The organism is Mycobacterium sp. M23085, from assembly GCF_045343915.1.
Classification (GTDB): domain Bacteria; phylum Actinomycetota; class Actinomycetes; order Mycobacteriales; family Mycobacteriaceae; genus Mycobacterium.
The window spans coordinates 2,913,061-2,938,339 of record NZ_CP174280.1 but is presented as its reverse complement, the minus strand read 5'-3'; the positions used below and the strand labels follow the sequence as shown (position 1 = coordinate 2,938,339).

At 66.6% G+C, this 25,279-nt stretch carries 27 protein-coding genes; 19 read left to right on the top strand and 8 right to left on the bottom strand.

Annotated features, from left to right (window positions below):
- Positions 1 to 23: 23 nt before the first annotated feature.
- Both ACIUM1_RS13510 and ACIUM1_RS13505 read left to right on the top strand, forming a co-directional pair.
- Positions 24 to 1,253 (top strand): sulfotransferase family protein, encoded by a 1,230-nt coding sequence (locus tag ACIUM1_RS13510; RefSeq protein WP_406813196.1) that lies wholly within the window; start codon positions 24 to 26, stop codon positions 1,251 to 1,253.
- Positions 1,254 to 1,282: 29 nt separating this feature from the next.
- Positions 1,283 to 2,170, top strand: a complete 888-nt coding sequence (locus ACIUM1_RS13505) for an alpha/beta fold hydrolase (protein WP_406813195.1) — start codon at positions 1,283 to 1,285, stop codon at positions 2,168 to 2,170.
- Between the two features lie 28 nt (positions 2,171 to 2,198).
- On the opposite strand, the gene ACIUM1_RS13500 is transcribed toward ACIUM1_RS13505, so the two are convergent.
- Positions 2,199 to 2,411, bottom strand: coding sequence for a molybdopterin-binding protein (locus ACIUM1_RS13500; protein ID WP_406813194.1), 213 nt, complete (start codon positions 2,409 to 2,411; stop codon positions 2,199 to 2,201).
- 102 nt (positions 2,412 to 2,513) lie between these two features.
- Positions 2,514 to 3,131: a TetR/AcrR family transcriptional regulator gene (locus ACIUM1_RS13495; RefSeq protein ID WP_406817671.1), complete on the bottom strand. Its 618-nt coding sequence runs from the start codon at positions 3,129 to 3,131 to the stop codon at positions 2,514 to 2,516.
- Positions 3,132 to 3,272: 141 nt separating this feature from the next.
- Between ACIUM1_RS13495 and ACIUM1_RS13490 the strand changes: the two genes are divergently transcribed.
- Positions 3,273 to 4,589 carry a cytochrome P450 gene (locus ACIUM1_RS13490; RefSeq protein ID WP_406813193.1) on the top strand — a complete coding sequence of 439 codons (1,317 nt, stop codon included), beginning with the start codon at positions 3,273 to 3,275 and terminating at the stop codon, positions 4,587 to 4,589.
- A 64-nt stretch (positions 4,590 to 4,653) separates the two neighbouring features.
- On the opposite strand, the gene mdlC is transcribed toward ACIUM1_RS13490, so the two are convergent.
- The gene (mdlC, locus tag ACIUM1_RS13485) at positions 4,654 to 6,267 is read right to left on the bottom strand and encodes a benzoylformate decarboxylase (RefSeq protein ID WP_406813192.1); all 1,614 of its coding nucleotides are present in this window, start codon (positions 6,265 to 6,267) and stop codon (positions 4,654 to 4,656) included.
- A gap of 186 nt (positions 6,268 to 6,453) precedes the next feature.
- Positions 6,454 to 6,966, bottom strand: a complete 513-nt coding sequence (gene msrA / locus ACIUM1_RS13480; RefSeq protein WP_406813191.1) for a peptide-methionine (S)-S-oxide reductase MsrA — start codon at positions 6,964 to 6,966, stop codon at positions 6,454 to 6,456.
- 87 nt (positions 6,967 to 7,053) lie between these two features.
- Between msrA and ACIUM1_RS13475 the strand changes: the two genes are divergently transcribed.
- Together ACIUM1_RS13475 and ACIUM1_RS13470 are read left to right on the top strand one after the other, a co-directional pair.
- The gene (locus tag ACIUM1_RS13475; protein ID WP_406813190.1) at positions 7,054 to 7,560 is read left to right on the top strand and encodes a nuclear transport factor 2 family protein; all 507 of its coding nucleotides are present in this window, start codon (positions 7,054 to 7,056) and stop codon (positions 7,558 to 7,560) included.
- Positions 7,557 to 8,600, top strand: coding sequence for an NAD-dependent epimerase/dehydratase family protein (locus ACIUM1_RS13470; protein WP_406813189.1), 1,044 nt, complete (start codon positions 7,557 to 7,559; stop codon positions 8,598 to 8,600). Before ACIUM1_RS13475 ends, ACIUM1_RS13470 begins: the two co-directional genes overlap by 4 nt.
- Positions 8,601 to 8,623: 23 nt before the next feature.
- Here the strand turns inward: ACIUM1_RS13470 and ACIUM1_RS13465 are convergent, their stop codons facing one another.
- The gene (locus ACIUM1_RS13465; protein ID WP_406813188.1) at positions 8,624 to 9,022 is read right to left on the bottom strand and encodes a PPOX class F420-dependent oxidoreductase; all 399 of its coding nucleotides are present in this window, start codon (positions 9,020 to 9,022) and stop codon (positions 8,624 to 8,626) included.
- A 139-nt stretch (positions 9,023 to 9,161) separates the two neighbouring features.
- Between ACIUM1_RS13465 and ACIUM1_RS13460 the strand changes: the two genes are divergently transcribed.
- Complete coding sequence (locus ACIUM1_RS13460) at positions 9,162 to 9,542, top strand: DUF427 domain-containing protein (RefSeq protein ID WP_406813187.1); 381 nt, start codon at positions 9,162 to 9,164, stop codon at positions 9,540 to 9,542.
- Here ACIUM1_RS13460 and ACIUM1_RS13455 read toward each other — a convergent pair.
- A complete protein-coding gene (locus ACIUM1_RS13455) occupies positions 9,536 to 9,937 on the bottom strand; it encodes a nuclear transport factor 2 family protein (RefSeq protein WP_406813186.1) in 402 nt (133 codons plus the stop codon). The two genes, ACIUM1_RS13460 and ACIUM1_RS13455, sit on opposite strands and share 7 nt — an antisense overlap.
- 60 nt (positions 9,938 to 9,997) lie before the next feature.
- Here ACIUM1_RS13455 and ACIUM1_RS13450 point away from each other — a divergent pair, with 60 nt between their 5' ends.
- The 9 genes from ACIUM1_RS13450 (at position 9,998) to ACIUM1_RS13410 (ending at position 19,505) form a co-directional block, all read left to right on the top strand.
- Complete coding sequence (locus tag ACIUM1_RS13450; protein ID WP_406813185.1) at positions 9,998 to 10,909, top strand: DNA-3-methyladenine glycosylase family protein; 912 nt, start codon at positions 9,998 to 10,000, stop codon at positions 10,907 to 10,909.
- 87 nt (positions 10,910 to 10,996) lie between these two features.
- A complete protein-coding gene (locus ACIUM1_RS13445) occupies positions 10,997 to 11,545 on the top strand; it encodes a Dps family protein (protein WP_406813184.1) in 549 nt (182 codons plus the stop codon).
- A gap of 159 nt (positions 11,546 to 11,704) precedes the next feature.
- On the top strand, positions 11,705 to 12,697 hold the full coding sequence (locus tag ACIUM1_RS13440) for a pirin family protein (RefSeq protein WP_406813183.1): 993 nt from the start codon (positions 11,705 to 11,707) through the stop codon (positions 12,695 to 12,697).
- A gap of 2 nt (positions 12,698 to 12,699) precedes the next feature.
- Positions 12,700 to 13,335: a TetR/AcrR family transcriptional regulator gene (locus ACIUM1_RS13435; RefSeq protein WP_406813182.1), complete on the top strand. Its 636-nt coding sequence runs from the start codon at positions 12,700 to 12,702 to the stop codon at positions 13,333 to 13,335.
- A 72-nt stretch (positions 13,336 to 13,407) separates the two neighbouring features.
- Positions 13,408 to 14,349 (top strand): class I SAM-dependent methyltransferase, encoded by a 942-nt coding sequence (locus tag ACIUM1_RS13430; protein WP_406813181.1) that lies wholly within the window; start codon positions 13,408 to 13,410, stop codon positions 14,347 to 14,349.
- A gap of 28 nt (positions 14,350 to 14,377) precedes the next feature.
- On the top strand, positions 14,378 to 15,319 hold the full coding sequence (locus tag ACIUM1_RS13425; RefSeq protein ID WP_406813180.1) for a class I SAM-dependent methyltransferase: 942 nt from the start codon (positions 14,378 to 14,380) through the stop codon (positions 15,317 to 15,319).
- Between the two features lie 113 nt (positions 15,320 to 15,432).
- The gene (locus ACIUM1_RS13420) at positions 15,433 to 16,998 is read left to right on the top strand and encodes an LCP family protein (RefSeq protein WP_406813179.1); all 1,566 of its coding nucleotides are present in this window, start codon (positions 15,433 to 15,435) and stop codon (positions 16,996 to 16,998) included.
- 163 nt (positions 16,999 to 17,161) lie between these two features.
- Entirely contained in the window at positions 17,162 to 18,586 is a 1,425-nt protein-coding gene (locus ACIUM1_RS13415; RefSeq protein WP_406813178.1) for an aldehyde dehydrogenase family protein, read from the top strand.
- 55 nt (positions 18,587 to 18,641) lie between these two features.
- Positions 18,642 to 19,505, top strand: a complete 864-nt coding sequence (locus ACIUM1_RS13410; RefSeq protein ID WP_406813177.1) for an SDR family oxidoreductase — start codon at positions 18,642 to 18,644, stop codon at positions 19,503 to 19,505.
- Positions 19,506 to 19,532: 27 nt separating this feature from the next.
- Here ACIUM1_RS13410 and ACIUM1_RS13405 read toward each other — a convergent pair whose 3' ends face one another.
- Entirely contained in the window at positions 19,533 to 20,357 is an 825-nt protein-coding gene (locus ACIUM1_RS13405) for a tyrosine-protein phosphatase (protein WP_406813176.1), read from the bottom strand.
- Positions 20,354 to 21,571 (bottom strand): acyl-CoA dehydrogenase family protein, encoded by a 1,218-nt coding sequence (locus ACIUM1_RS13400; protein ID WP_406817670.1) that lies wholly within the window; start codon positions 21,569 to 21,571, stop codon positions 20,354 to 20,356. Before ACIUM1_RS13400 ends, ACIUM1_RS13405 begins: the two co-directional genes overlap by 4 nt.
- Positions 21,572 to 21,686: 115 nt before the next feature.
- On the opposite strand from ACIUM1_RS13400, the gene ACIUM1_RS13395 reads away from it, so the two are divergent.
- The 4 genes from ACIUM1_RS13395 to ACIUM1_RS13380 all read left to right on the top strand — a co-directional run bounded on the left by ACIUM1_RS13395 (position 21,687) and on the right by ACIUM1_RS13380 (position 25,253).
- Entirely contained in the window at positions 21,687 to 22,148 is a 462-nt protein-coding gene (locus tag ACIUM1_RS13395; protein WP_406813175.1) for a DUF1348 family protein, read from the top strand.
- Positions 22,149 to 22,386: 238 nt separating this feature from the next.
- Positions 22,387 to 23,493 carry a Re/Si-specific NAD(P)(+) transhydrogenase subunit alpha gene (locus ACIUM1_RS13390; protein WP_406813174.1) on the top strand — a complete coding sequence of 369 codons (1,107 nt, stop codon included), beginning with the start codon at positions 22,387 to 22,389 and terminating at the stop codon, positions 23,491 to 23,493.
- A complete protein-coding gene (locus ACIUM1_RS13385; protein ID WP_406813173.1) occupies positions 23,494 to 23,832 on the top strand; it encodes an NAD(P) transhydrogenase subunit alpha in 339 nt (112 codons plus the stop codon).
- The gene (locus ACIUM1_RS13380) at positions 23,829 to 25,253 is read left to right on the top strand and encodes an NAD(P)(+) transhydrogenase (Re/Si-specific) subunit beta (protein ID WP_406813172.1); all 1,425 of its coding nucleotides are present in this window, start codon (positions 23,829 to 23,831) and stop codon (positions 25,251 to 25,253) included. Before ACIUM1_RS13385 ends, ACIUM1_RS13380 begins: the two co-directional genes overlap by 4 nt.
- Positions 25,254 to 25,279 lie beyond the last annotated feature (26 nt).

The window sequence follows — 25,279 nt, the reverse complement described above, 5'->3', positions numbered from 1 at the left end:
AACTCAGAGTAACATAAGTCGCCGTGACCGTTCGCCTTGACGACCTCGCTTGTCCCCGATTCACCGCCGAGGGTCAGCAGATTCTGGACATGATGGCCGCGATGGCTCCGCAGTGCCCGCTCGATGCCCGCGCGCTGCACGCCAGGGCCAGCGCCGATACCGGACTGCACGATTTCGGGCCGGACGATTACCGCGAACGCCTCGAGGTCTACCTCGCCGCGCTGCGCGAGATCGACGGACTGCACGACGCCGGCGTGGTGAACTTCTACGGGCAACTGCTGCAAGTCCTCAAAAACCGGCTGCTGTTGACCGAGCTGCTGACGCGCCATCCCGAGATCAATGACATCGAACTGCGTTCGCCGGTGGTCATCGCCGGGCTGCCCCGCACCGGCACCACCCATCTGCACAACTTGCTGGCCGCGCCGTCCACCTTCCGCACCATGCCCTACTGGGAAAGCAACGAGCCCTTCCCGATGCCGAACGAGGTTGGCGTCGAACCGGATCCGCGGCGAACCCGGATGGACGTCGCGGTCGGGGTGATCAACATGGTGATGCCGCATTTCCCGCTCATGCACGAGATGACCACCGACCATGTCCACGAAGAAATCCAATTGTTGGCCAATGACCTGTCCACGATGCTGCTCGAGACGCTCGCCGAGGTGCCCCGCTGGCGCGACTACTACCAGGCCCACGATCAGACGCCGCACTACGAGTACCTGGCCACCCAACTCCGGGCGATGCAGTATTTGCGCGGCGGACGGCGCTGGCTGCTCAAATCGCCCCAGCATCTCGAGCAGGTGCCCGTCCTGGACCGGGTGTTTCCCGACAGCATCGTGGTGTTCACTCACCGCGACCCCGTGCCCGTGGCGCTGTCGATGATCGCGATGATCACCTACTCCGCCCGTATGCATCGCTCGCCGGTGCCGGTGCGGCACATCGCCAACTCCTGGATCGACCGCCTCGATCAGATGCTCACCGCGCTCATCCGCGACCGCGACACCATCGGGCCCGACCGCTCGGTCGACGTCCGGTTCGACGACTTCATGGCCGACGAGCTTGGTGTGGCCGAGCGGGTCTACGCCCTGGCCGGCGAGCCGTTCACCGACGAGGCGCGCGCGGCGCTCGGCGGCTACCTCGCGGGCCACCGCCGCGGGCGGCTGGGCAGTGTCGAGACGTCCTGGGAGATGTTCGGGCTGGACGAGGGCGAGCTGCGCGAGCGCTTCGCGCCATATGCCGAGCGGTTTCTGGCCTAAACCCTTGCGAGCCACTACGTTCTCAACTCATGGTCACTATGCCCGCGCTGGACGGTGTCGAACACAGATTCGTCGATCTGGGAAGCGGTGTGACGATCCACGTCGCGGACGCCGGACCGGCGAGCGGGCCGGCGGTGATGTTGGTGCACGGCTTCCCGCAGAACTGGTGGGAGTGGCGCGAGCTGATCGGCCCGCTGGCCGCCGACGGCTACCGGGTGTTGTGCCCGGACCTGCGCGGCTCTGGCTGGAGTTCTGCGCCGCGCTCCAGCTACACCAAGGACGAGATGGCCGACGACCTGGCCGGGGTGCTGGACCGGCTGGGTGTCGCGACGGTCAAGCTGGTGGCCCACGACTGGGGTGGGCCGGTCGCCTTCATCACGATGCTGCGCCACCCGGAGCGGGTGACGGGTTTCTTCGGGGTGAATACCGTTGCGCCATGGGTGAAACCGAGCATGTCAGCGCTGCGTAATCTCTGGCGGTTCTGGTATCAGATCCCGATTTCGCTGCCGGTGATCGGGCCGCGGGTGATCAGCGATCCGAACTCGCGGTTCGTCCGCCTGCTGGGTTCCTGGGTCGGTGGCGGTTTCACCTTGCCGGAGAAGGACATTCGCATGTACCTCGAGTGCATGCAGCAGCCTGGCCACGCGGAGGCCGGTTCGCGGTGGTACCGCAGCTTCCAAACCAAGGAGATGCGCAGATGGCTGCGCGGCGAATACAACGATGCCCGCGTCGACGTCCCGGTCCGCTGGCTGACGGGCACCGAAGATCCGGTGATCACCCCGGACCTGACCGACGGATATGCCGATCACATCGATGATTTCAAGGTCGAGCTGGTCGACGGCGTCGGCCATTGGATCGTCGACCAGCGGCCTGACCTGGTGCTGGACCGGGTGCGCGCGTTCCTCGCCGAGAAATGAACGGGGTCAGGGGTTTTCGGCGTCGGCGCTAGTCGACGCCGAGGGTGACTTCCGTCGATTTGATGAACACGGTCGCCGGCTGCCCGACCTCGAGTCCGAGGTCGGTCGCGGCATCCTTGGTGACCGACGACGTGACGACCTGATCGCCGCCGTCGAGCGCCACCTTCACCACGGCCATCACGGTGCCGAGTTCGACCTCGATGATGGTCCCCCTGAGCTGGTTTCGGGTCGAGAGCCGCATCGCTGGATCCTCCATGTCAGAACTGGTCTGCGGCGAGCCTAGCCCCGCCGAAGCGTCGCCGGAATGGGTTGCCACGCTTTCGGTTACGGCGACGACGATCCGCTAATGCCGCGGTCCGAGCAGTGCTGCGGATGCATCCACGGCCGGTTCCACGATTTCTCGGACCGGTTGACCGTCTTCGACCGCAAGTGCGGTCAGCTCCCGCAGGCCCCCCAACAGGATCACGGCCAACGGCGCCGTCAACGGGGGCAGTTCGGCGCGCCGAAATCCGGGACTGGCGCTGAGGTCGATCAGCAGGCTGGTCAGCAGTTGCAGCCCGCGGCGCTGGACCGGCCGGGCGGCCGCGCCCAGTGAGGGGAGCTCACGGATCCAGCTCAACGTAATGGCCGGCCGGGACTCGATGTATCCGACGTAGGCCTCGACGGCCTGGCGGATCTGCACGTGCCAATCGGCCTCCGGATCGACCGACGCCGCGATCTTGGCGCCGAGTTTCTCGATGTCGACGGCCAGCAGCTCGAGAAAGCATTCTTCCTTGCCGGCGAAATGGTCGTAGAAGGTGCGCTTGGAGGTGCGTGCGTAGCGGACGACGTCGGCGACCGTGCTGGCGCGGTAGCCGCGCTCGGTGATCGAGGTAGCGAGGCCGTCGAGCAGCCGCTGTCGAAATGGATCCGGCTCGTCGGGTGCGTCGCCCGCGACCGCGCCGGCGGCCGTCGCTGTCACCGCTGGTGTCACGCGGGCACCCCTTTCGGTGAGTGCGCACCTTGTCAGGCCTGGTACTTCAGAGTACCGTACCGGGAAGAAGCTGCGGTACATCGCCGTACCACCCCGGTGCCGGGGCAGATGCTGGGAGAAGCCAACGTCATGAGCCAACAAGTCGCCGCCCCGCCGACCGCCATCAAGTTGCCTCCGGCGGTCCGAAGCCCGAAGTTGTTGCAGGGTGCCGGCTTTGCCGTGTCGCGACGCATGATGATGCGACGACTGTCACGCCGTTACGGAAGCGTCTTCACGCTGCGCCTGCCGATGTGGGGGCGCGTCATTATGGTCAGTGACCCACAGCTGGCCAAGCAGATCTTCACCACCAGCCCCGACGAACTCGGCAACATCCAACCCAACTTGAGCAGGCTGTTCGGTCCCGGCTCGGTATTCGGGCTCGAGGGCGACGACCATCGCCGCCGGCGGCGGCTGCTGGCGCCGCCGTTCCACGGCAAGAGCATGAAGAATTACGAGAGCATCATCGAAGAAGAGACGCTGCGCGAGATGGCCGACTGGCCGGAAGGCAGCCCGTTTGCCACGCTGCCGCCGATGATGCGGATCACGTTGAACGCGATCCTGCGCGCGGTTTTCGGCGCGGAAGGCGCCGAACTCGACGAGCTGCGCCGGCTGATCCCGCCGTGGGTCACCCTGGGCTCACGCCTTGCGGCGCTGCCGAAGCCGAAGCGCTATCCCCGGTTCGGCCCGTGGGCCCGGCTGGACAAGTGGCGGAGCCAATACGACAAGGTCATCGAAAAGCTGATCGCCGCGGAGCGGGCCGACCCGAACTTCGCCGAGCGGACCGACGTGCTCGCGCTGCTGCTGCGCAGCACTTACGACGACGGTACGACCATGTCACACAAGGAGATCGGCGACGAGCTGCTGGCCCTGCTGGCCGCCGGGCACGAGACCACCGCATCCACGCTGGCATGGGCATTCGAGCGCATGAGCAGGCACCCTGAGCTATTGGCGAGGCTTGTCGAAGAGGCCGACAACGGTGGCAACGAGTTGCGCCAAGCGACGATCCTGGAGGTCCAACGGGCAAGGACCGTCATCGATTTCGCCGGCCGCCACGTCTACCCCGAGGCCTACCAGCTCGGCGAATGGGTGATCCCACGCGGCTATTCGATCATCGTCGGCATCGCGCAGATACACGACAACCCAGATGTGTTCCCCGATCCCCGGCGGTTCGACCCGCAACGCTTCATCGACACCAAACCGTCGGCGCTGTCCTGGATCCCGTTCGGTGGCGGGACCCGCCGGTGTGTCGGGGCGGCGTTCGCCAACATGGAGATGGACGTCGTGCTGCGAACGGTATTGGGCCGCTTGACGATCGAGACTACGGACGCCCCCGATGAACGGTGGCATTGCCGCGGAGTCGCGTTCACCCCGAAGGACGGCGGCCGGATCGTGGTGCACCGGCGCTGAACTCGGTGCGGTTCGGCGCTAGAGTTCCGGCTTTGCGGCGCAGCGGGCGGTTTCCAGCGGCCGCTCAGCCCAGGTGCGCAATTTGGGGTTTCGTGGGCACCACGATGACGGTGGGCCCATCGGCGGACAGCGCCGCCTTGAACTCCTTGACCAGCTGCTCGGTATCGCCCACCGTGACGGCGTGGCAGCCGAATCCGGTCGCCAACGATTCGATATCGAGGCCGGGCAGATCCAGCCCGGGCACTCCCGGTGTCTTCTCCAGCAAGGCAAACGACTTCAGGACGGCGTATTCACCGTTACGCATCACGACGAATACAACCGGTAATTTGTGTTGAGCTGCCGTCCAGATCGCCTGAATCGAGTATTGAAACGATCCGTCACCGATCGTTGCCACCACGGCACGCTTGCGGCTGCGGGCGCGATCGCCCAGCGCGATGCCGACCGCCCCCGGCACGCCCCACCCGATGCCTCCGCTGCCGGTGGCGAAGAACGAGTTCGACCGGACGGTCGGCAGCCAGCGTGCCTGCTCGGCCATGGTCGACGTCGACTCGTTGACCAGCGCCGCCTCCGGCGGTTTCACCGTGCTCAGGGCGGAGTACACCTGAGCCGGGGTCAGCGGGGCACTCGCCGGCTCCACTGTTCCGGGCGTGCGGTCCAGTGGGCTGGGTGTTGGCCGGTGAGAACCGGTTTCGATCAACGGTGTCAGCTGCTGCAGGGCGAGCAGCGTGTCACTCAACAAGCTGTCACCCACCGGGGCGGCGCCCGTCAGCCACGGATCGGCGGAGATGTGCAACAGCTCGGTGCCCTCGGGCAGATAATCCCCGGCCACGTAGGGGTAGTAGCGGAACACCTGCGCGCCGATCACCACCGCCAGGTCATGCCCGCGCAACGTCTCGCTCACCTCGGCGATGGTCATCGGCAACATGCCCTGATACAGCGGATGATCCTCCGGGAACGACAACCGGTCCGGTAGTGGGCTGGCGTGCACAGGCGCGTTGACCTTCTCGGCGAACGCAACCGCGGCATCCCAGGCGCCGGCCCGGTCGACCTCGGGTCCGAACACCAGCAGCGGCCGCCGCGCCCGGTTGATTCGCTCGGCGAATACCCGGAGCCGATCCGCGTCGGGCGCATACCGTTGACTCGCGCTGCGAACAACGGCCGGGCCCAGCGCCGGCTTTTCCCAATCATCAAGGGGGATCGATAGATACACCGGGCCCGCTGGCGGCTGTACCGCGATGGTGTACGCCCGCATGAACGCCGCCGGCACGTCCTCGGCGCGGGCGGGCTGATACGCCCACTTCACCCACGGCAAGGGCAGCTGTGTCTCGCTGGTGTTGGTCAAATACGGTTCGCAGAGCATCATTTCGCGAGTCTGCTGCCCGGCCGTGACGATCAGCGGAGTGTTGCTCTTGTATGCCGCGATCAGGCTGCCCATGGCATTACCGGTGCCCGCCGCCGTATGCAGGTTCACCAGCGCCGGCTCGCCGGTGGACTGCGCGAACCCGTCCGCCATGGCCAGCACCGATGCTTCCTGCAGCCCCAGCACGTAGCTGAAGTCGTCGGGAAAGTTCTTGAGGAACGTCTGTTCGGTTGATCCCGGATTGCCGAATATCGTCGTCAATCCCAAGGCGCGCAACAGATCGTAGGTCGCATCCCAGACAGTAGTCGAAGACGACATGAACAAGTTCCCTTCGCCAGCGGACTTTTCACGCCTATGGAAAAGCCCATCCACGCTGGCGCGCACTGCATCCGATGGATTAGATCTTGCGCCTGCGGGATCGCGATGTCGATGTTGTCAGCGACATCGTTGCGTGCCGTTAACGGTGGCGCCGCACAGTGGGCGGTGCGGAGCCCGCCGGCGCCGCTACTGGTCCGCGGTCGCCCGGCGGGGCAATTTCCAGCCAGGGCGGATGAAGTGGCAGGTGTATCCGCCGGGATAGTGCTGCAGGTAGTCCTGGTGTTCGGGCTCGGCTTCCCAGAAGTCGCCGGCCGGACTGACCTCGGTAACCACCTTGCCGGGCCACAGCCCGGACGCCTCGACGTCGGCGATGGTGTCCAGCGCGATCCGCTTCTGCTCGTCGTCCAGATAAAAGATGGCCGACCGGTAACTGGTTCCCCGGTCGTTGCCTTGTCGGTTTTTCGTTGTCGGGTCGTGGATCTGGAAGAAGAACTCCAGCATCGTGCGGTAGTCGGTGACCGAAGGGTCATAGATGATCTCGATCGCCTCGGCGTGCGTGCCGTGGTTGCGGTAGGTCGCATTCGGGACGTCACCACCGGTGTAACCGACCCGGGTCGACACCACGCCCGGCTGTTTGCGGATCAGTTCCTGCATCCCCCAAAAGCAGCCGCCGGCGAGAATCGCTTTCTGGTTGGTCATCGTTCGTCCTCCATCACCGGCCAGCACTCGGGCAGGAACAAGCCCAGGTTACACTCCGCCGATGAGCCGCAACGCTGCCGCTAAATCATGAGCAGGCCGAAGTTCTCCCGTAGCGAACTGGCCGCCGCCTTCGAAAAATTCGAAGCGACCGTCGATGCGGCGGCGCAATCGCAGGACTGGGACGCGTGGGTCCAGCACTACACACCCGACGTGGTGTACATCGAACACGCGGCGGGCACGATGCATGGCCGTGACGAGGTCCGTGAGTGGATCAGCCGGACGATGGGCAGCTTTCCCGGCAGCCACATGGTCGCATTCCCGTCGCTGTGGTCGGTGATCGACGAGCCCACGGGACGCATCATCATGGAACTCGACAATCCGATGCGCGATCCCGGCGACGGCACCGTCGTCGGCGCGACAAACATCTCGATCATCACCTACGCCGGTGATGGCCTGTGGCGCCAGCAGGAAGACATCTACAACCCGCTGCGCTTTGTGCAGGCCGCGTTGAAGTGGTGCCGCAAGGCGCAGGAGCTCGGCACCCTCGACGAGGACGCCGCGCGCTTCATGGACCAGTACGGAGGGGCCCAGTGACCACCAGACCCAAACTCGTCATCGGCGCCAACGGTTTCCTGGGTTCACATGTGACCCGACAGCTTGTCGCCGACGGTGCCCAAGTCCGGGCGATGGTGCGACCGAACGCCAACACCCGCGCCATCGACGACCTTGCGTTGACCCGGTTTCACGGAGACGTGTTCGACACCGCCGTGCTGCAGGAGGCGATGGACGGTGTCGACGACGTCTACTACTGCGTCGTGGACACCCGCGCCTGGCTGCGCGATACCTCGCCACTGTTTCGCACCAACGTCGAAGGGCTGCGCAACGTCCTCGATGTGGCCGTCACGCAACCCGACCTGCGCCGGTTCATCTTCACCAGCACTTACACGACCGTGGGCCGGCGGCAGGGGCACGTCGCGACCGAAGAGGACGTCGTGGACACCCGCGGCTTGTCGGACTACGTGCGGTCCCGGGTCCAGGCCGAGAACCTGGTGATGCGCTACGTGGCCGAAGCCGGGCTGCCCGCGGTGGCGATGTGCGTGTCGACGACGTATGGCAGCGGTGACTGGGGCCGCACGCCGCACGGCGCGTTCATCGCCGGCGCGGTCTTCGGCAAGCTGCCCTTCACGATGGAGGGCATTGCACTGGAAGTCGTCGGCGTCACCGACGCCGCGCGGGCGATGATCCTGGCCGCCGAACACGGACGCATCGGCGAGCGGTACCTGATCTCCGAACGGATGATCGCGCTGAAAGAGGTCGTCCGGATCGCGGCCGACGAGGCGGGTGTGCCCCCGCCGCGGCGCTCGATCTCCGTCCCGGTGCTGTATGCCCTGGGTGCGCTGGGCAATTTGCGGGCCTTGCTCACCGGCAAGGACGCCGAACTCGGCCTCGCATCGGTGCGCATGATGCGTGCCGAGGCGCCCCTCGACCACAGCAAGGCCGTCCGTGAATTGGGCTGGCAACCCCGCCCGGTTGAGGAATCCATCCGCGAGGCGGCCCGATTCTGGGCGACGCTCAAGAGCGCGCAGGCCGACCGGAAAGACACCCAGGACAGCGGCGCTGCCAAGGCTGAATAGGTTGCGCCGCAGCAGTTTTCGGCTCAGCCCGGTTCGGCGATCGAATCGGCCTCGATGGTGACGATCACCCGCGTCTCGGGCACGCCGCGGAAGTTGGGATAGGGCCGGCCCAGATACTTCTGCGACAGCTCGTCGATGCTCTGGGCGCCGCCCTCGGTGGTGGTCTTGATGACCCGGCCGCGGATCGCGTAGAACCGCGCGACGTTGTCGGGGTCGGCAACGTTGATGGCCACCCGTGGATCGCGCGCGATGTTTCGCGCCTTCTGCAGGCCCTCGACGATGTTGATCACGACGTGTTCACCGTCGGTGGTGACCCAGGTCTGGGTGAGCTGCGGCGAACCGTCCGGCATCACCGTGGCCACGAAGCACGGGCTGGGGCGGCCGAGCAGGTCGAGCAGTCCGGCGGGCAGCGGTACGGACAACGTAACTCCTTCGAATCGACTTTGTTGACCGCAACCTACCTATGCTCAAAGGCGGGTCGCCCGATGGCGCACCGACCGTTGGGAAGTGCTGGCCATCGACCGGTGTTGCAGTATTGGTCGCACTCAAGGAGGAACCATCATGGCCCACCCAGAAATCAAAGAACCCAGCGCCGGGCACCCGATCACCATCGAGCCGACGAAGGGCCGAGTGCAGGTGCGCGTCAACGGCGAGGTCGTCGCCGACACCACCGCCGCGCTGGAGTTACGCGAAGCCACTTTGCCTGCGGTGCAATACATCCCGATCGCCGACGTGGTACAAGACCGGCTCACCCGGACGGATACCAGCACGTATTGCCCCTTCAAGGGAGAGGCCAGCTACTACAGCGTGACCACCTCGGCCGGTGACGCCGTCGAGGACGTGATCTGGACGTACGAGCAGCCGTATCCGGCGGTCGCGGCCATCGCCGGGCATGTCGCGTTCTACCCCAACAAGGCCGACATCACCGTCTCGGCTCAGTAGGGGATCCACCCGGGAAGAGCGGTCGCCACCGAACGGGTGTCGCCGTACAGGCGCATCGAGACGATCAGCCCGTCACGGGTGTCGAAGATGCACACGAACGGGCTGTCGTATTCGATGCCGTCGGACGTGGTGCCGGTGGCCTGCGCCTCCACCACCACGGTGTCTGCCTGATTGACGCAGCGCACCAAGTCGATGGTCACCTCGAGGTCTTGTTTGCGCCGCTCGATTCCACGCCGAAATGCGTCCTTGTCGCAGGGGGTGCGGGTGTAAAGGGTCCAGTAGGTGAAGTCGTCGCTGAGCAGGGCGAAGCCCTCGTCCAGATCGCCGCCGTCGCTGATGCTCTGCAGGAACATCCAAGCCAGTTCGCCCTGCGGGTCGTCGAACGGCGTCATCACAACGCAATACTGACCTGGGACGCAGTTGACGGTCAATCAGAACAGTCGGAGAGTCATCAGGTGAAGAGCAGGCGCACGGTCGTGTTTCCCGCAGCGGTGAGCTTCGGGCACACGCTGGCGCCCCTTCGCCGCGGCTCGGGGGATCCGTGCTTCCGGGCTCCCGGTGACGGCTCGATCTGGCGGACCAGCCTGCTGCCCAGCGGGCCCGTGACGGCCCGGATCAGCCGCGTCGCGCCCAACGCCGCGCACGCTGTGGCATGGGGCAGCGGCGCGCAGGAGTTCGTCGAAATGCTGCCCGCCATGTTGGGTTCGGAAGACGACGACTCGGACTTCGTCCCGCGCCATCCCACGGTCGCCGCCGCGTACGAACGGGTTCCACACCTGCGCCTGGGTCGAACCGGGCAGGTGCTGGAGGCCCTCATCCCGGCCATCATCGAGCAGCGGGTGCCCGGCGCCGATGCGTTTCGCTCGTGGCGGGTGCTGGTGTCCAAGTACGGGACGCCGGCTCCGGGACCGGCGCCGGCGGGGATGCGCGTCATGCCGTCGGCGCAGGTATGGCGGCACATCCCGTCGTGGGAGTTTCATCGCGCCAACGTCGACCCGAGGCGGGCACAGACCGTGGTGGCGTGCGCGCGGCGGGCCCCCTCGCTGGAACGGTTGGTGTCACGGTCGACGGAGCAGGCCCGCGCGGCGTTGATGTCGCTGCCGGGGGTGGGGGAGTGGACCGCCGCCGAAACCGCACAACGCGCCTTCGGCGACGCCGACGCATTGTCGGTGGGCGACTACCACATTCCCAAGATGATCGGCTGGACATTGTTGGGCCGGCCCGTCGACGACGCGGGCATGCTCGAACTCCTCGAGCCGATGCGGCCTCACCGCCAGCGTGTGGTCCGGCTGCTCGAAGCCAGCGGACTGGCATACGAACCCCGCCGTGGACCACGGCTGCCGGTGCAGCAAATCCACTCGCTTTGATCCTCGTGTTTTTCAGCGCGGCCATCGGGTACCCGACCTCGCAGTAACCGTGTGTGAACCCCATGGAAGGAAGCTAGGAAAGAAGCGATGACTCAGTTCACAATTCCGGGATTGACCGACAAGCAGGCAGCGCGGCTCACCGAACTGCTGCAAAAGCAACTGAGCACCTACAACGATCTTCACCTGACGCTGAAGCACATTCACTGGAACGTGGTTGGCCCCAACTTCATCGGCGTGCACGAGATGATCGACCCGCAAGTGGACGCCGTCCGCGGCTTTGCCGACGATGTCGCCGAACGCATTGCGGCCCTTGGTGCTTCGCCGCAAGGCACGCCCGGCGCCATCATCAAGGACCGCTCGTGGGACGACTATTCGGTGGGTCGGGACACGGTTCAGGCGCACCTGGCCGCGCTGGACCTCGTCTACACCGGCGTCATCGAGGACATTCGTCAATACATCGCCGAGACAGACGAACTCGACCAGGTGACCCAGGATTTGCTGATCGGTCAGGCCGCGCAGTTGGAGAAGTTCCAGTGGTTCGTCCGTGCGCATTTGGAAAGCGCCGGCGGCGAGCTGGCGCACCAGGGCACCAGCACCGAGAAGGATGCCGCGAGCAGCGCTCGTGGCAAATCCTGACCTACCCGTTTCCAGCCAAACGCCTCCACACATGCGCCCCGCCGCCTCGCAGCGGGGCGCATGTGTGCGGTCGATCCCTCTCCGCACCAGCGTCGCACGCTCCGGAATAAGTGGACCCTAGTCCGGTTATATAGGGCATTCCCTATATGAGGAGGCCAGATGCCCGCAGTCACGGCTGACACGCTGACGTTGCCCCGAGTCGGCGGTCCCGGTCCCGCCGACACCGAACGACCAGTCCGATCGATCACCACGGGCGTTCGTGGCTACGAGGGCGAGGGTTTCCCGGTCGTGCGTGCTTTCGCGGGAGTCAGCGCCGCCGCGCTGGACCCCTTCGTGCACATGGACCAGATGGGCGCGGTCGAATACGAGCCGGGGGAGCCCCGAGGCACCGACTGGCATCCACATCGCGGCTTCGAAACCGTGACCTACATGCTCGACGGGAAGTTCGCGCACCAGGACTCCCATGGTGGCGGCGGCCTGATCGCCGACGGCGCGACGCAGTGGATGACGGCCGGCTCGGGAATCCTGCACATCGAGACGCCGCCGGCCGAACTGGTCGACAGCGGCGGGCTCTTTCACGGAGTCCAGCTCTGGGTGAACCTGCCAAAAAAAGACAAGTTCGCGGCCCCGCGCTATCAGTCCATCGAAGGCGGCGACGCCGGGTTGCTCGCCTCCGACGACGGTGGAGCGCTGATCCGCATCATCGCCGGCGAAATCGACGCCCACCGCGGCCCCGGCATCACCCATACGCCGATCACTCTGGCGCACGCGACGATCGAAAACGGCGCGCGGCTCAACATTCCGTGGCGGCGCGACTTCAATGCACTGGTCTACGTCTTGTCCGGCAGTGGATACGTCGGTCCGGCCGCCCATCCGCTCCACCAGGGCCAGTTGGCGGTCCTGGGACCCGGCGATCGGATCACCGTGGGCGCCCAGCTACCCCGGGAATCGACCGGTGCGCCGGTGCGTGGCGCCATTGATGTGCTGCTTCTGGGTGGGCGGCCGATTCGCGAACCGGTATTCCACTACGGGCCTTTCGTGCTGAACACCCGCGCTGAATTGCTCGAGGCGCTAGAGGACTACCAAGCCGGAAAATTTGGCAGCATTCCGCCAAATGGGCTAATGCCGCACCGCAGGGGTGGCACACTCTAGCAATGCATCCACGGGGGAATCGCAGGCCCGGGCGTCCGCCCGCTGCGAAGGCTGATGAGACGCGGCAGCGGATCATCCAAGCTGCCCGTTTGGTGTTCAGCGAACGCGGCTACGACGGCGCGACATTCCAAGCCATCGCCGCGCGCGCCGACCTCACCCGGCCGGCGATCAACCATTATTTCTCGAGCAAGCGGGCGCTTTATCGGGAAGTTATGGACGAGACGAATGAATTCATTATCGGAACGGGCATTAAACAGGCGGAGGGCGAGACTGGGCTGGTAGCACGGCTGACGGCGTTCATCTCCGCGGCGGTGAAAGCCAATTCGGAAAATCCCGCCGGTTCGGCGTTCATTATTGGCGGCGTACTCGAATCGCAGCGACACCCAGAATGGAGCGGCACCGAAAACGAGTCCGTGCGGGTCGCCCGGGAATTCGTGCTGCGCGAAGTCAACGACGCGATCGAGCGCGGCGAGCTCGTCGGCGACATTGATGCGTCGGCGTTGGTCGAATCGCTACTCGTGGTGATCTCCGGGGTGGGCCTCTACGCGGGCTACATCAAGAGCTACGAAGAGATGCTGGCTGTTACCGGAATGCTGCGCCAACTTCTGGAAGGCGCCCTATGGCGCCCAGAGAAATAGCGCGGGAGCCGCAGTGAAGTTGCACACAAAGCGTATAGGCTAACTAACTTATCCCGGTAGCATGGACGGGATATGACTGACCTGGATGCCTCGTTACCGCCTTCCGCACGGTCTGCCGGCGACAGCTGGACCATCACCGAACTCGTCGGCGCCACCGCGCTGGGCGTGGCCGCGTCCCGTGCCGCGGAAACCGCCGGGCCCGATCCGCTGATCCGCGACGACTTCGCGCGCCTGCTGGTATCGTCCGCCGGTCCGGCGTGGGCGCGACTGGCCGACCCCGAGCTGGCCTGGCTCGACGGCGACGAACACGGACAGCGCTCCCATCGCTGCGGCATCGACTACCAGGCCGTGCGCACCCACTTCTTCGACGAGTACTTCGTGAACGCCGCCGCCGCCGGGATCCGGCAGGTGGTGATTCTGGCCGCCGGGCTCGACTCCAGGGCTTACCGGCTGGACTGGCCGACCGGCACCATGGTCTACGAGATCGACCAGCCCCAGGTGCTGGAGTACAAGACCGGAATCCTGCAGCAGCACGGCGCCGTTCCGACCGCGATCCGCCACCCCGTCGCGGTGGACCTGCGTGACGATTGGCCCGCGGCCCTGACCGCCGCCGGATTCGACGCCGCCCGACCCACCGCGTGGCTGGCCGAAGGGCTGCTCCCGTACCTGCCCAGCGACGCCCAGGACCGGCTGTTCGAAATGGTCACCGCGCTCAGCGCCCCGGACAGTCACATCGCGATCGAGATGTTCGGCATGAACTCCCGGAGCAACTCGCAGCGCTGGCTGCGGATGCGGGACCGGCTCGGACTGGACGTCAACGTGCAGGCGCTGACCTATCACGAGCCGGACCGCGCGGACGCCGCGGCGTGGCTGGCCGACCACGGCTGGCACGTGCACAGCGTGAGCAACCGCGACGAGATGGCCCGACTGGGCCGTCCGGTGCCCGACGACCTGTCCGAGGAGGCGGTCCGCAGCACCCTGCTGCGGGCGCGCCTCGGCACACCCACCGACTGACCGAGGATCGATCCAAGGAGCTACCGCCATGAGTTCACTGCGCACCCACGACGACACCTGGGACATCAAGAGCAGCGTCGGCACCACCGCGGTGATGGTGGCCGCGGCCCGCGCCATCGAGACCGAGCAGCCCGACGCACTGATCCGCGACCCCTACGCCCGGCTGCTCGTCAACAACGCCGGCGCCGAGGTCTTATGGGAGGCCATGCTCGACCCGGACGTCGTGGCCAAGATCGAAGCCATCGACGAAGAATCCGCCGCTCGGATCCAGCACATGCGCGGTTACCAGGCGGTGCGGACCCACTTCTTCGACTCGTATTTCGCCGACGCCGTCGCCACCGGGATCCGCCAGGTGGTGATCCTCGCGTCGGGACTGGACTCGCGGGCATACCGGCTGGACTGGCCGGCCGGCACCACCGTCTACGAGATCGACCAGCCCGAGGTGCTGGCCTACAAGTCGACCACGCTGGCCGAGAACGGGGTCACTCCCTCGGCCGATCGCCGCGAAGTCGCCATCGACCTGCGACAGGACTGGCCCGCCGCGCTGCGTGCCGCCGGCTTCGACCCCGCCCAACCGACCGCATGGCTGGCCGAGGGATTGCTGATGTACCTGCCCGCCGAGGCGCAGGACAAGTTGTTCACCCAGATCGGCGAGCTGAGCCCGGCGGGTAGCCGCGTGTCCGCCGAAACCGCACCGATGCACGCCGAGGAGCGGCGCCGCCAGATGCGGGAACGGTTCAAGAAGGTGGCCGAGGAACTCGGCTTGGAGGAGACCGTCGACGTCGGCGAGCTGATGTATCGCGACGAGCACCGTGCGAACCTCGCCGACTGGCTCAACGAGCACGGCTGGCGCGCTACCGCGCAGAACTCGATCGACGAGATGCACCGCCTGAACCGCGGGGTGCAGAGTTCCGAGGTGGACGAAGACAGGGACGCGTTCTCCGACTTCGTGGTGGCCGAGCGGCTGTAAAGCCCACACCGCTGGGCGGTGCCCACCTCGTCGTGCGCTGCACGTCTCATCGGTGGCTCGCGGTCCCGGTTACCGGGAATTGAGCAGGTCATCGGGAACAATGGTCACTCATTATGGGCAGCGGTCGGTCTGATCAATCGCATCGCTGGGTGCTGAGAAAGGGCCGGTTCGTCGCCGCCGCCGCTTCGGCCGTCGTCATGACCATCACCGGTATGGGCTGGACGGGCTACCACACCGCCCTGGGCAAGATCATCATCTCCCACGCGCTACCGAATGCGGCGACCACGCTGGACGGCAACCAGAACATCCTGCTGATGGGTCTGGACAGCCGGCTGGACCAGTACGGCAAGCCGCTGCCCCAAGAGATCTACGAGGCGCTGCATGCCGGTGATGAGAGCTCGGGCGGCTACAACGCCAATGTCCTGATCGTCGTCCACATTTCGGATGGTGACGGACCGATCACCGCGATATCGATTCCGCGCGACGACTACGCGGAGCTGCCGGGCTGCCCCGGGTCGGTGTGCGCCGGCAAGATCAAGCAGGCATACGGGCTGGCCTATCAGCAGTCGCTGAACTCGCAGGCGGCCGGAAATTCGGGTGGGGCGGGCGCCAACGACCTGACGGCTCGCGAGCAGACCGCCCGCGAGGCGGGCCGTAAGGCCGAAATCAACGCCGTCAACGACTTTCTCGGCATCTCGGTCGACCACTTCGTCGAGGTCACGCTGGGCGCGTTCTTTCAAATCGCCAAGGCCGTCGAGCCGATTACGGTGTGTCTCAACGCCGACACCCGGGACGGCTATTCGGGCGCCGACTTCCATCAAGGAGTTCAGCGCATCGACGCCTCGGACGCGATGGCCTTCGTGCGCCAGCGGCGCGACGAAAACGACGGCTCCTTCACCGATTTCGACCGGACGCGGCGGCAGCAGGCGTTCCTGGTCTCGTTGGTCGAGGCTGCCCGCAGCGGCGGTGCGCTGTCCAGCGTGAGTGGGCTGCGCAAACTGCTGCAGGTGGCCCGCGACAACGTCGCCGTCGACGACGGTCTGGACATCATGGAATTCGCTTCGCGCGCTTCGCAACTGAGCGAGCGGCCGCTGTCGCTCTACACCCTGCCCATCGCCGGCTTCGGCAAGGACTCGAACGGGTCCGACATCAACCAGGTAGACCTGCCGACCATCAGGCGCATCGTCAACGAGCGCTTCATGTCGGACACACCGGTCGCACTCGAGGCCGCAGCGCCGGCCACCCAGCAGCCGCCGCCACTGGCCCAACCCGCGATCCTCGATGTCGTCAACGCCACCTCACGCGACGGGCTCGCGGCGGCCATCGAGGAGGCCTTCACCGCTCGTGGCTTCACCCGTGGCAGCGCCACGACGGCGTCGGCGCCGGCCGACGACAGCGTCATCGAGTACGGCCCCGGCGCCGAGCAGGCCGCGCATGTGCTGGCCGACCAACTGCACGTGCCGGCGACGCCGAACGACACCGTGGCCGCCGGGACGGTGCGGCTGACCGTGGGTACCCGGTTTCCCGCGGCGGACTACCTGGCCCACCCCGGAGCGACAACCGACCCGTCCGGTTCCGGGCAGGTGAGCGCCGTGGCCGCCACCGGCGCCGGTGACCGCGCCCCGGCGCCCACCGACCTCAGCCAGATGACCGCGGCCAACGTCCCCTGCGTGAAGTAACCGCACCGGTCGTCGCGCCTGCGGGTGGGCCCGCGACCATCTGGCCGGGAACGGGACCGGGGTTGGGCGGATCCTTCCTATTGCTCTCCCAACCGGATGGTTAGGATCGCGGTTATCACCGATGAGCGGCCGCGGTGCAGCGGGACTCTGCTCGGGAAGGACAATGATGACCACCGAATCGGTTGCATCGAAGACATCGGGCTCCACCAACGGGACCGCATCGGCCGATGTCGCCGCCACGGTTACCCGGCTTCGTCAGACCTTCGCCACCGGACGCACCCGCGACATCGAATGGCGCAAGCGCCAGCTGCTGCAGCTGGTGAAGTTGATGGAGGAGAACGAGGCCGCGATCGCCGCGGCACTGGCCGAAGACCTGGACCGCAGCCCCTTTGAGGCCTATATCGCCGACATCGCCACCACAGCCGGTGAAGCCAAGTACGCGGCCAAGAAGGTGCGGAAGTGGACGCGTCGCAAATACCAGCTGCTGGAAGTGCCGCAACTTCCCGGCCGCGGCTGGATCGAATACGAGCCCTACGGCACCGTGCTGATCATCGGGGCCTGGAACTACCCCTTCTACCTGACGCTGGGTCCGGCGGTCGGCGCCATCGCCGCGGGTAACGCAGTCATCCTCAAGCCCTCGGAAATCGCCGCGGCGTCGGCACACCTGATGGCCGAGGTGGTGCCGAAATATCTCGACAATGACGCCATCGCGGTGGTCGAGGGCGACGGCGCGACGAGCCAGGAACTCATCGCGCAGGGCCTGGACCGCGTGCTGTTCACCGGCGGCACCGAGATCGGCCGCAAGGTCTACGAGGGGGCGGCGCCGCACCTGACCCCCTGCACCTTGGAGCTCGGCGGCAAGAGCCCGGTCATCGTTGCGGCGGACGCCGACGTAGAGGTGGCGGCCAAGCGAATCGCCTGGATGAAACTGCTCAACGCCGGACAGACTTGTGTCGCACCCGATTACGTGCTGGCGGACGCCACGATTCGCGATGAGCTGGTGGACAAGATCGGTGCTGCCATCACGAAATTCACCTCGGACAAGCCGAGCGGTATGCGGGTGGTCAACCGGCGCCAATTCGACCGGATCAGCGGCTACCTGTCCAGCGGCGACGGCAAGGTCACCGTCGGCGGGGCCTGCGACGCGTCGAACCTGCGCATCCAGCCCGCCGTGGTGGTGGATCCCGACCCGGACGGGCCGCTGATGCAGAACGAGATCTTCGGACCGGTTCTGCCGGTGCTCACCGTCCGAAACCTGGACGAGGCAATACGTTTCGTGAACTCACGGCCCAAGCCACTGTCGGCCTACCTGTTCACCAAGCGGCGTGAGACCCGCGAGCGGGTGATCAAGGAGGTGCCGGCCGGCGGCATGCTGGTCAACCACATCGCCTTCCAGGTGTCGACGGCCAAACTGCCGTTCGGCGGCGTCGGCGCATCGGGCATGGGTGCCTACCACGGCCGCTATGGTTTCGACGAGTTCAGCCACCGCAAGTCGGTGCTGACCAAACCCACCCGGCCCGACCTGTCGAGCTTCATCTACCCTCCGTACACCGAGCGGGCCTTCAAGATGGCCCGCCGGATGTTCTGACGCTTTGCTTCGAATCGATTGCTAGACCGGATTTTTCACAGCAGAGAGGAAACATATGCCTGGAGTGCAGGATCGCGTCATTGTCGTCACCGGAGCCGGCGGAGGGCTGGGGCGTGAGTACGCCCTGACCCTCGCCAAGGAGGGCGCCAGCGTCGTCGTCAACGACCTCGGCGGTTCGCGCGACGGCACCGGCGCCGGCCACAACATGGCCGACGAGGTGGTCAAGGAGATCAAGGACGCCGGCGGACGGGCCGTCGCCAACTACGACAGCGTCGCGGAGCCCGAGGGCGGCGAGAACATCATCAAGACCGCGCTCGACGAATTCGGCGCGGTGCACGGTGTGGTCAGCAACGCCGGCATCCTGCGTGACGGCACCTTCCACAAGATGTCGTTCGAGAACTGGGACGCCGTGCTCAAGGTGCACCTCTACGGTGGCTACAACGTTATCCGCGCCGCATGGCCGCACTTCCGCGAGCAGAGCTACGGCCGCGTGGTCGTCGCCACCTCCACCAGCGGGCTGTTCGGTAACTTCGGTCAAACCAATTACGGCGCAGCCAAACTCGGTCTGGTCGGATTGATCAACAGCCTGGCGCTGGAGGGTGCGAAGTACAACATCCACGCCAACGCGGTCGCCCCGATCGCGGCGACCCGGATGACCGAGGACATCCTGCCCAAGGAAGTGCTGGCGAAGCTGACGCCCGAGTACGTCGCGCCGGTGGTGGCCTACCTGTGCACGGAGGAAAACCCCAACAGCGCTTCAGTTTTCGTGGTCGGCGGCGGCAAGGTGCAGCGCGTCGCGCTGTTCCAGAACGAGGGCGTCACCTACGACAAGCCGCCGACGGTGGAGGACATCGCCGCGCGGTGGGACGAGATCACCGACCTGTCCTCGGCCAAGCAGGCCGACTTCAAGCTGGGGTAAGCGCGTTGCGGCCGGGTGGTCAGCGAGTCAGGCGAGCAGTTCGCCGCGCAGGCGTTCCACGTCCGACTCGCTGACCCCCGCGTCGCGCAGATAGCCGTCCAGCGAACCGAATTGCTCGTCGATGGTGTGGCGTGCGGCGTCCAGGTACTCCGGGCGCACCCCGAGCACTCCGTCGGACAGCCGGGCCTCGGTGAACGTGACCACCTCCGGGGTGAGCTCGACGTCGGAGCGCTGCTTGATCATCTCGGAGATGTGTTCTCGGAGTTGGGGAACCGCGGTGTTGCTGCGCAGGTAGTCGGCGACGATGGTGTCGCGGTCGACGCCGAGCACCTCCAGCACCGTGGCTATCACGAAACCGGTGCGGTCCTTGCCCGCGAAGCAGTGAGTGAGCACCGAACGCCCGGCGGCCAGCAACGAGAACACCTGCCGCACAGCGCGTTGCGCCCCGTTGCGGGTCGGAAACTGGCGGTACTCGTCGATCATGTGGCGGACCGCGGCCTGGTTGACCTCTTCGTCGGACTGGACGGCGTCGCCTTCGAACAGGCGCCGGAACGCGTGTTCGTGCGGGGCCTCGTTGACGCCCGGTGCATCGTCGCCGAGGTCGGGCAGGGGGAGCCGATGGATCTCGATGCCGTCGGGAACCAGGCCCGGACCGCGCCGGGCGACTTCCTGATTCGCGCGCAGGTCGGCGACGTCGGTGATGCCCAACTCGCGCAGCGTGGCACGCCCGGCGTCGTCGAGCCGGCTCAGCTCACCGGACCGGAACAGCCGTCCGGGCCGCAGCGCGGGCGCACCGTCGGCGACATCGCGAAAGTTCCACGCGCCGGACAGTTCTCGCACCGCCTCGGTCATTCGCCGGTAACCGCCGCGGCGAAAGCGGACTGCTCGCGGCCGATCTCGGTGCGCGCGATGGTGCGCATGTGCACCTCGTCGGGTCCGTCGAAGATCCGCATGGCGCGGTGCCAGCCGTACAGGCGGGCCAGCACCGTGTCGTCGCTGACACCGGCGGCGCCGTGCACCTGGATCGCGCGGTCGATGACGTCGCACGCCACCTGAGGAGCCACCGCCTTGATCTGCGAGACGAGTAGGTGGGCGGCCTTGTTGCCGTGCTGGTCGATCGTCCACGCCGCCTTTTCGCAGAGCAGTCTGGCCTGGTCGATCTCGTTGCGGGACTTAGCAATTGCCTGCTGAACCAGGCCCTGGTCGGCCAGCGGCCGACCGAAGGCGATGCGGTTGTTCGCGCGGTGCACCATCAGCGCCAGGGCACGTTCGGCCCCACCGAGCGCCCGCATGCAGTGGTGGATGCGGCCGGGCCCCAGCCGGGCCTGGGCGATGGCGAAGCCGCCGCCCTCTTCGCCGAGCAGGTTGGTGGCCGGCACCCGCACGTTGTCGTAGCTGATCTCGCAGTGCCCGTGCTGGTCCTGCCAGCCGAACACCGGCGTGGAGCGCACCACCGTCACGCCCGGTGTGTCCATCGGCACCAGCACCATCGACTGCTGTTGGTGACTCGCGGCCTCGGGGTTGGTGCGGCCCATCACGATCAGGATCTTGCAGCGCGGGTCGGCCGCGCCGGAGGTCCACCACTTACGCCCGTTGATGACGTAGTCGGCGCCGTCGCGCACGATCGAGGTCTCGATATTGCGTGCGTCGCTGCTGGCGACGGCCGGCTCGGTCATCGAGAAGGCGCTGCGGATCTCGCCGGCCAACAACGGCTCCAGCCACTGCTTGCGCTGCTCCTCGGTGGCGAACAGGTGCAGAGTCTCCATGTTCCCGGTGTCCGGCGCCGCGCAGTTGACCGCTTCGGGGGCGAGTTCCAGGCTCCAGCCGGTCAGTTCGGCCAGCGGAGCGTATTCGAGGTTGGTCAAGCCCGACTCGGCCGGCAGGAACAGGTTCCACAGGCCGCGGTCCTTGGCCTTGGCCTTGAGTTCCTCGATGACGGGCGGAACGGTGTGATCGTTGGGGCCGGCCTCGTGGCGGTAGTTGTCGTAGACGGCCTCAGCCGGGAAGACGAACTCGGTCATGAAGTCGGACAACCGCTTGTGGTAGTCGGTGGCTTTGGCCGACATCGCGAAGTCCATGCCCGTCACGATAGGACACCTGTCGAGTCGCCGCGTTTGCGGTCGTCAGCGCAATGCTTACGCCGCGGTGAGAACGCGGTGGCGCGGGGGCACGATAGACGGCATGAGCGAATCCCGCCCCCCGCTGCCTCCGTTCAGCCACGAAACCGCGATGCAGAAGGTCCAGGCGGCCGAGGACGCCTGGAACACCTGCGATCCTGAGCGCGTCAGCCTGGCCTACACCGTCGATTCGCACTGGCGGAATCGAGAAGAGCACATCGTCGGCCGTGACGCGATTGTGGAGTTCCTGACGCGCAAGTGGCAGCGGGAGCTCGATTACTCGCTGCGCAAGAGTCTTTGGAGCTTTGACGGCAACCGCATCGCGGTGCGGTTCCAGTACGAATGCCACGACCAGTCCGGCCAGTGGTACCGCAGCTACGGCAACGAGCTGTGGGAGTTCACCGAGTCCGGACTGATGGCACGCCGCGAAGCCAGCATCAACGACGTGCCGATCGACGAATCGCAGCGGCGCTACTTCGGGCCACGCCCGGAGTCCGAATACGGCCACGAGATCCCGCTTTGGTAGCGCAATCAAGCCCGCGCACAACCGCGTCTTGTGACCTCACAACGGTGCGGGCGCTACTGCATTGCTTCGGGGCGGCGAAGCATCGACCGGGAGTGTCGAGCGGTCGGGGGTATCCCGCCGTGGGCGTTCGCGCGTCCATGGGGAAACCTGGTTAAGGTAGCCAAGCGCGCGGCCGAGCCGGCGCCACGCCCATCGGCAGGGACAGTACGGGAAAGTACGGAAAGTAGATGTACGCGCCATGACAAATGCGCAGACGACGGTAGGAGTGGTCGCCGAGTCCGGCGCCGACGAGCGACGGGTCGCGCTGGTGCCGAAGGCGGTCGCGTCGTTGGTGAGCAGCGGCGTAGCGGTGGTGGTCGAGTCGGGTGCGGGCGAACGGGCCCTGCTGCCCGACGCGCTCTACACCGAGGCCGGGGCCAGCATCGGGGACGCGTGGGCCGCCGACGTGGTGGTCAAGGTCGCGCCGCCGACCCAGGCCGAGGTCGCCAAGCTGCACAGCGGCCAGACGCTGATCGGTTTTCTCGCGCCACGCAACGCCGAGAACTCGATCGGCGCGCTCAAGCAGGCCGGCGTGCAGGCGTTCGCGCTGGAGGCCATTCCGCGGATATCCCGGGCCCAGGCGATGGATGCGTTGTCGTCGCAGGGCAACGTGTCCGGCTATAAGGCCGTGCTGCTGGCGGCCTCCGAGTCGACCCGGTTCTTCCCGATGCTGACGACGGCGGCCGGGACGGTGAAGCCCGCCACCGTGCTGGTGCTCGGCGTGGGTGTGGCCGGCTTGCAGGCGCTGGCGACGGCCAAGCGGCTGGGCGCGCGCACCACCGGCTACGACGTCCGCCCCGAGGTGGCCGACCAGGTGCGCTCGGTGGGCGCGCAGTGGCTTGAGCTAGGCATCTCAGAAACAATCACAGCCTCCGGTGAGGGCGGCTACGCCCGTGAGCTCACCGACGAGGAGCGCGCCCAGCAGCAAAAGGCGCTGGAAAAGGCGATCAGCGGCTTCGACGTGGTGATCACCACGGCGCTGGTCCCGGGACGCCCGGCACCGCGGCTGGTCACCGCGGCGGCGGTGGAAGCGATGAAGCCCGGCAGCGTGGTGGTCGACCTGGCCGGAGAGACCGGCGGTAACTGCGAGCTCACCGAGCCCGGACGGACGGTCGTCAAGCACGACGTCACCATCGCGTCGCCGCTGAACCTGCCGGCGACCATGCCCGAGCATGCCAGCGAGCTCTACAGCAAGAACATCACCGCACTGCTGGACCTGTTGATCAAAGACGGCAAGTTGGCCCCCGACTTCGACGACGAGGTCGTCGCGGACTCGTGCGTCACTCGCGACAAGGCGGAGGCCTAGATGTACGACGAGCTTTTGGCCAACCTGGCGATCCTGGTGCTCTCCGGATTCGTCGGGTTCGCGGTCATTTCCAAGGTGCCCAACACGCTGCACACGCCGCTGATGTCGGGCACCAACGCCATCCACGGCATCGTGGTGCTCGGCGCGCTGGTGGTGTTCGGCTCGGTCGAGCACCCGTCGCTGGCGGTGCAGATCATCCTGTTCGTCGCGGTGGTGTTCGGCACGCTGAACGTCATCGGCGGGTTCATCGTCACCGACCGGATGCTGGGCATGTTCAAGGGCAAGAAGAAACCCGTATCGGCCGCCACGGCCGAGAAGGAAGGGTCGGCGGCCAAATGAATTACTTGGTGATCGGCCTCTACATCATTTCCTTCGCCCTTTTCATCTACGGCCTGATGGGCCTGACCGGGCCCAAGACCGCGGTGCGGGGCAACCTGATCGCCGCGGTCGGTATGGCGCTGGCGGTGGCGGCGACCCTGATCAAGATCCGCCACACCGACCAGTGGGTGCTGATCATCGCCGGCCTGGTAGTGGGCGTCGTGCTCGGCGTCCCACCGGCCCGCTACACCAAGATGACCGCGATGCCGCAGCTGGTGGCGTTCTTCAACGGCGTCGGCGGTGGCACGGTTGCGCTGATCGCGCTCTCGGAATTCATTGAGACCAGCGGCTTTTCGGCTTTCCAGCACGGCGAGTCACCGACCGTGCACATCGTGGTCGCGTCGCTGTTCGCCGCGATCATCGGCTCGATCTCGTTCTGGGGATCCATCATTGCGTTCGGCAAGCTGCAGGAGATCATCTCCGGCTCGCCGATCGGCTTCGGCAGGGCGCAGCAGCCGATCAACTTACTGCTGCTGGCCGCCGCCGTGGCCGCCGCGGTGGTGATCGGGCTGCACGCGCATCCCGGCACCGGGGGGGCGCCGCTGTGGTGGATGGTCGGGCTGCTGGCCGCCGCGGGGGTGCTGGGGCTGATGGTGGTGCTGCCCATCGGTGGCGCCGACATGCCCGTGGTCATCTCACTGCTGAACGCGATGACCGGGCTCTCGGCCGCGGCCGCGGGCCTGGCGCTGAACAACACCGCGATGATCGTGGCGGGCATGATCGTCGGCGCGTCCGGCTCGATCCTGACCAACCTGATGGCCAAGGCGATGAACCGGTCGATCCCGGCGATCGTCGCCGGCGGCTTCGGCGGGGGCGGGGTCGCCCCGAGCGGCGGCGACGGCGGCGACAAGACCGTCAAGGCCACCTCGGCCGCCGACGCGGCGATCCAGATGGCCTACGCCAACCAGGTGATCGTGGTGCCCGGCTACGGCCTGGCCGTCGCGCAGGCCCAGCACGCCGTGAAGGACATGGCCGCCCTGCTGGAAGACAAGGGCGTGGAGGTCAAATACGCCATCCACCCGGTGGCCGGCCGGATGCCCGGGCACATGAACGTGTTGCTGGCCGAGGCCGAGGTCGACTACGACGCCATGAAGGACATGGACGACATCAACGACGAGTTCGCCCGCACCGACGTCGCGATCGTCATCGGCGCCAACGACGTCACCAACCCGGCGGCCCGCAACGACGCGTCCAGCCCGATCTACGGCATGCCGATCCTCAACGTGGACAAGGCCAAGTCGGTGATTGTGCTCAAGCGGTCGATGAACTCCGGTTTCGCCGGCATCGACAACCCGCTGTTCTACGGCGAGGGCACCAGCATGCTGTTCGGCGACGCGAAGAAATCGGTGACCGAGGTCGCCGAGGAACTCAAGGCGCTGTAACCGCGAACGGCGCCGGTGCGCTGGGA

Bases quoted from the DNA above. Each gene is read 5' to 3' on its own strand.
- ACIUM1_RS13440 (WP_406813183.1), top strand. From the start codon at position 11,705: ATGCCCGCAGTCACGGCTGACACGCTGACGTTGCCCCGAGTCGGCGGT.
- ACIUM1_RS13425 (WP_406813180.1), top strand. From the start codon at position 14,378: ATGAGTTCACTGCGCACCCACGACGACACCTGGGACATCAAGAGCAGC.
- ACIUM1_RS13400 (WP_406817670.1), bottom strand. From the start codon at position 21,571: ATGTCGGCCAAAGCCACCGACTACCACAAGCGGTTGTCCGACTTCATG.
- ACIUM1_RS13415 (WP_406813178.1), top strand. From the start codon at position 17,162: ATGATGACCACCGAATCGGTTGCATCGAAGACATCGGGCTCCACCAAC.
- mdlC (WP_406813192.1), bottom strand. From the start codon at position 6,267: ATGTCGTCTTCGACTACTGTCTGGGATGCGACCTACGATCTGTTGCGC.
- ACIUM1_RS13500 (WP_406813194.1), bottom strand. From the start codon at position 2,411: ATGCGGCTCTCGACCCGAAACCAGCTCAGGGGGACCATCATCGAGGTC.
- ACIUM1_RS13435 (WP_406813182.1), top strand. From the start codon at position 12,700: ATGCATCCACGGGGGAATCGCAGGCCCGGGCGTCCGCCCGCTGCGAAG.
- ACIUM1_RS13405 (WP_406813176.1), bottom strand. From the start codon at position 20,357: ATGACCGAGGCGGTGCGAGAACTGTCCGGCGCGTGGAACTTTCGCGAT.
- ACIUM1_RS13390 (WP_406813174.1), top strand. From the start codon at position 22,387: ATGACAAATGCGCAGACGACGGTAGGAGTGGTCGCCGAGTCCGGCGCC.
- ACIUM1_RS13395 (WP_406813175.1), top strand. From the start codon at position 21,687: ATGAGCGAATCCCGCCCCCCGCTGCCTCCGTTCAGCCACGAAACCGCG.
- ACIUM1_RS13420 (WP_406813179.1), top strand. From the start codon at position 15,433: ATGGGCAGCGGTCGGTCTGATCAATCGCATCGCTGGGTGCTGAGAAAG.
- ACIUM1_RS13460 (WP_406813187.1), top strand. From the start codon at position 9,162: ATGGCCCACCCAGAAATCAAAGAACCCAGCGCCGGGCACCCGATCACC.
- ACIUM1_RS13475 (WP_406813190.1), top strand. From the start codon at position 7,054: ATGAGCAGGCCGAAGTTCTCCCGTAGCGAACTGGCCGCCGCCTTCGAA.
- ACIUM1_RS13490 (WP_406813193.1), top strand. From the start codon at position 3,273: ATGAGCCAACAAGTCGCCGCCCCGCCGACCGCCATCAAGTTGCCTCCG.
- msrA (WP_406813191.1), bottom strand. From the start codon at position 6,966: ATGACCAACCAGAAAGCGATTCTCGCCGGCGGCTGCTTTTGGGGGATG.
- ACIUM1_RS13505 (WP_406813195.1), top strand. From the start codon at position 1,283: ATGGTCACTATGCCCGCGCTGGACGGTGTCGAACACAGATTCGTCGAT.
- ACIUM1_RS13445 (WP_406813184.1), top strand. From the start codon at position 10,997: ATGACTCAGTTCACAATTCCGGGATTGACCGACAAGCAGGCAGCGCGG.
- ACIUM1_RS13430 (WP_406813181.1), top strand. From the start codon at position 13,408: ATGACTGACCTGGATGCCTCGTTACCGCCTTCCGCACGGTCTGCCGGC.
- ACIUM1_RS13410 (WP_406813177.1), top strand. From the start codon at position 18,642: ATGCCTGGAGTGCAGGATCGCGTCATTGTCGTCACCGGAGCCGGCGGA.
- ACIUM1_RS13385 (WP_406813173.1), top strand. From the start codon at position 23,494: ATGTACGACGAGCTTTTGGCCAACCTGGCGATCCTGGTGCTCTCCGGA.
- ACIUM1_RS13380 (WP_406813172.1), top strand. From the start codon at position 23,829: ATGAATTACTTGGTGATCGGCCTCTACATCATTTCCTTCGCCCTTTTC.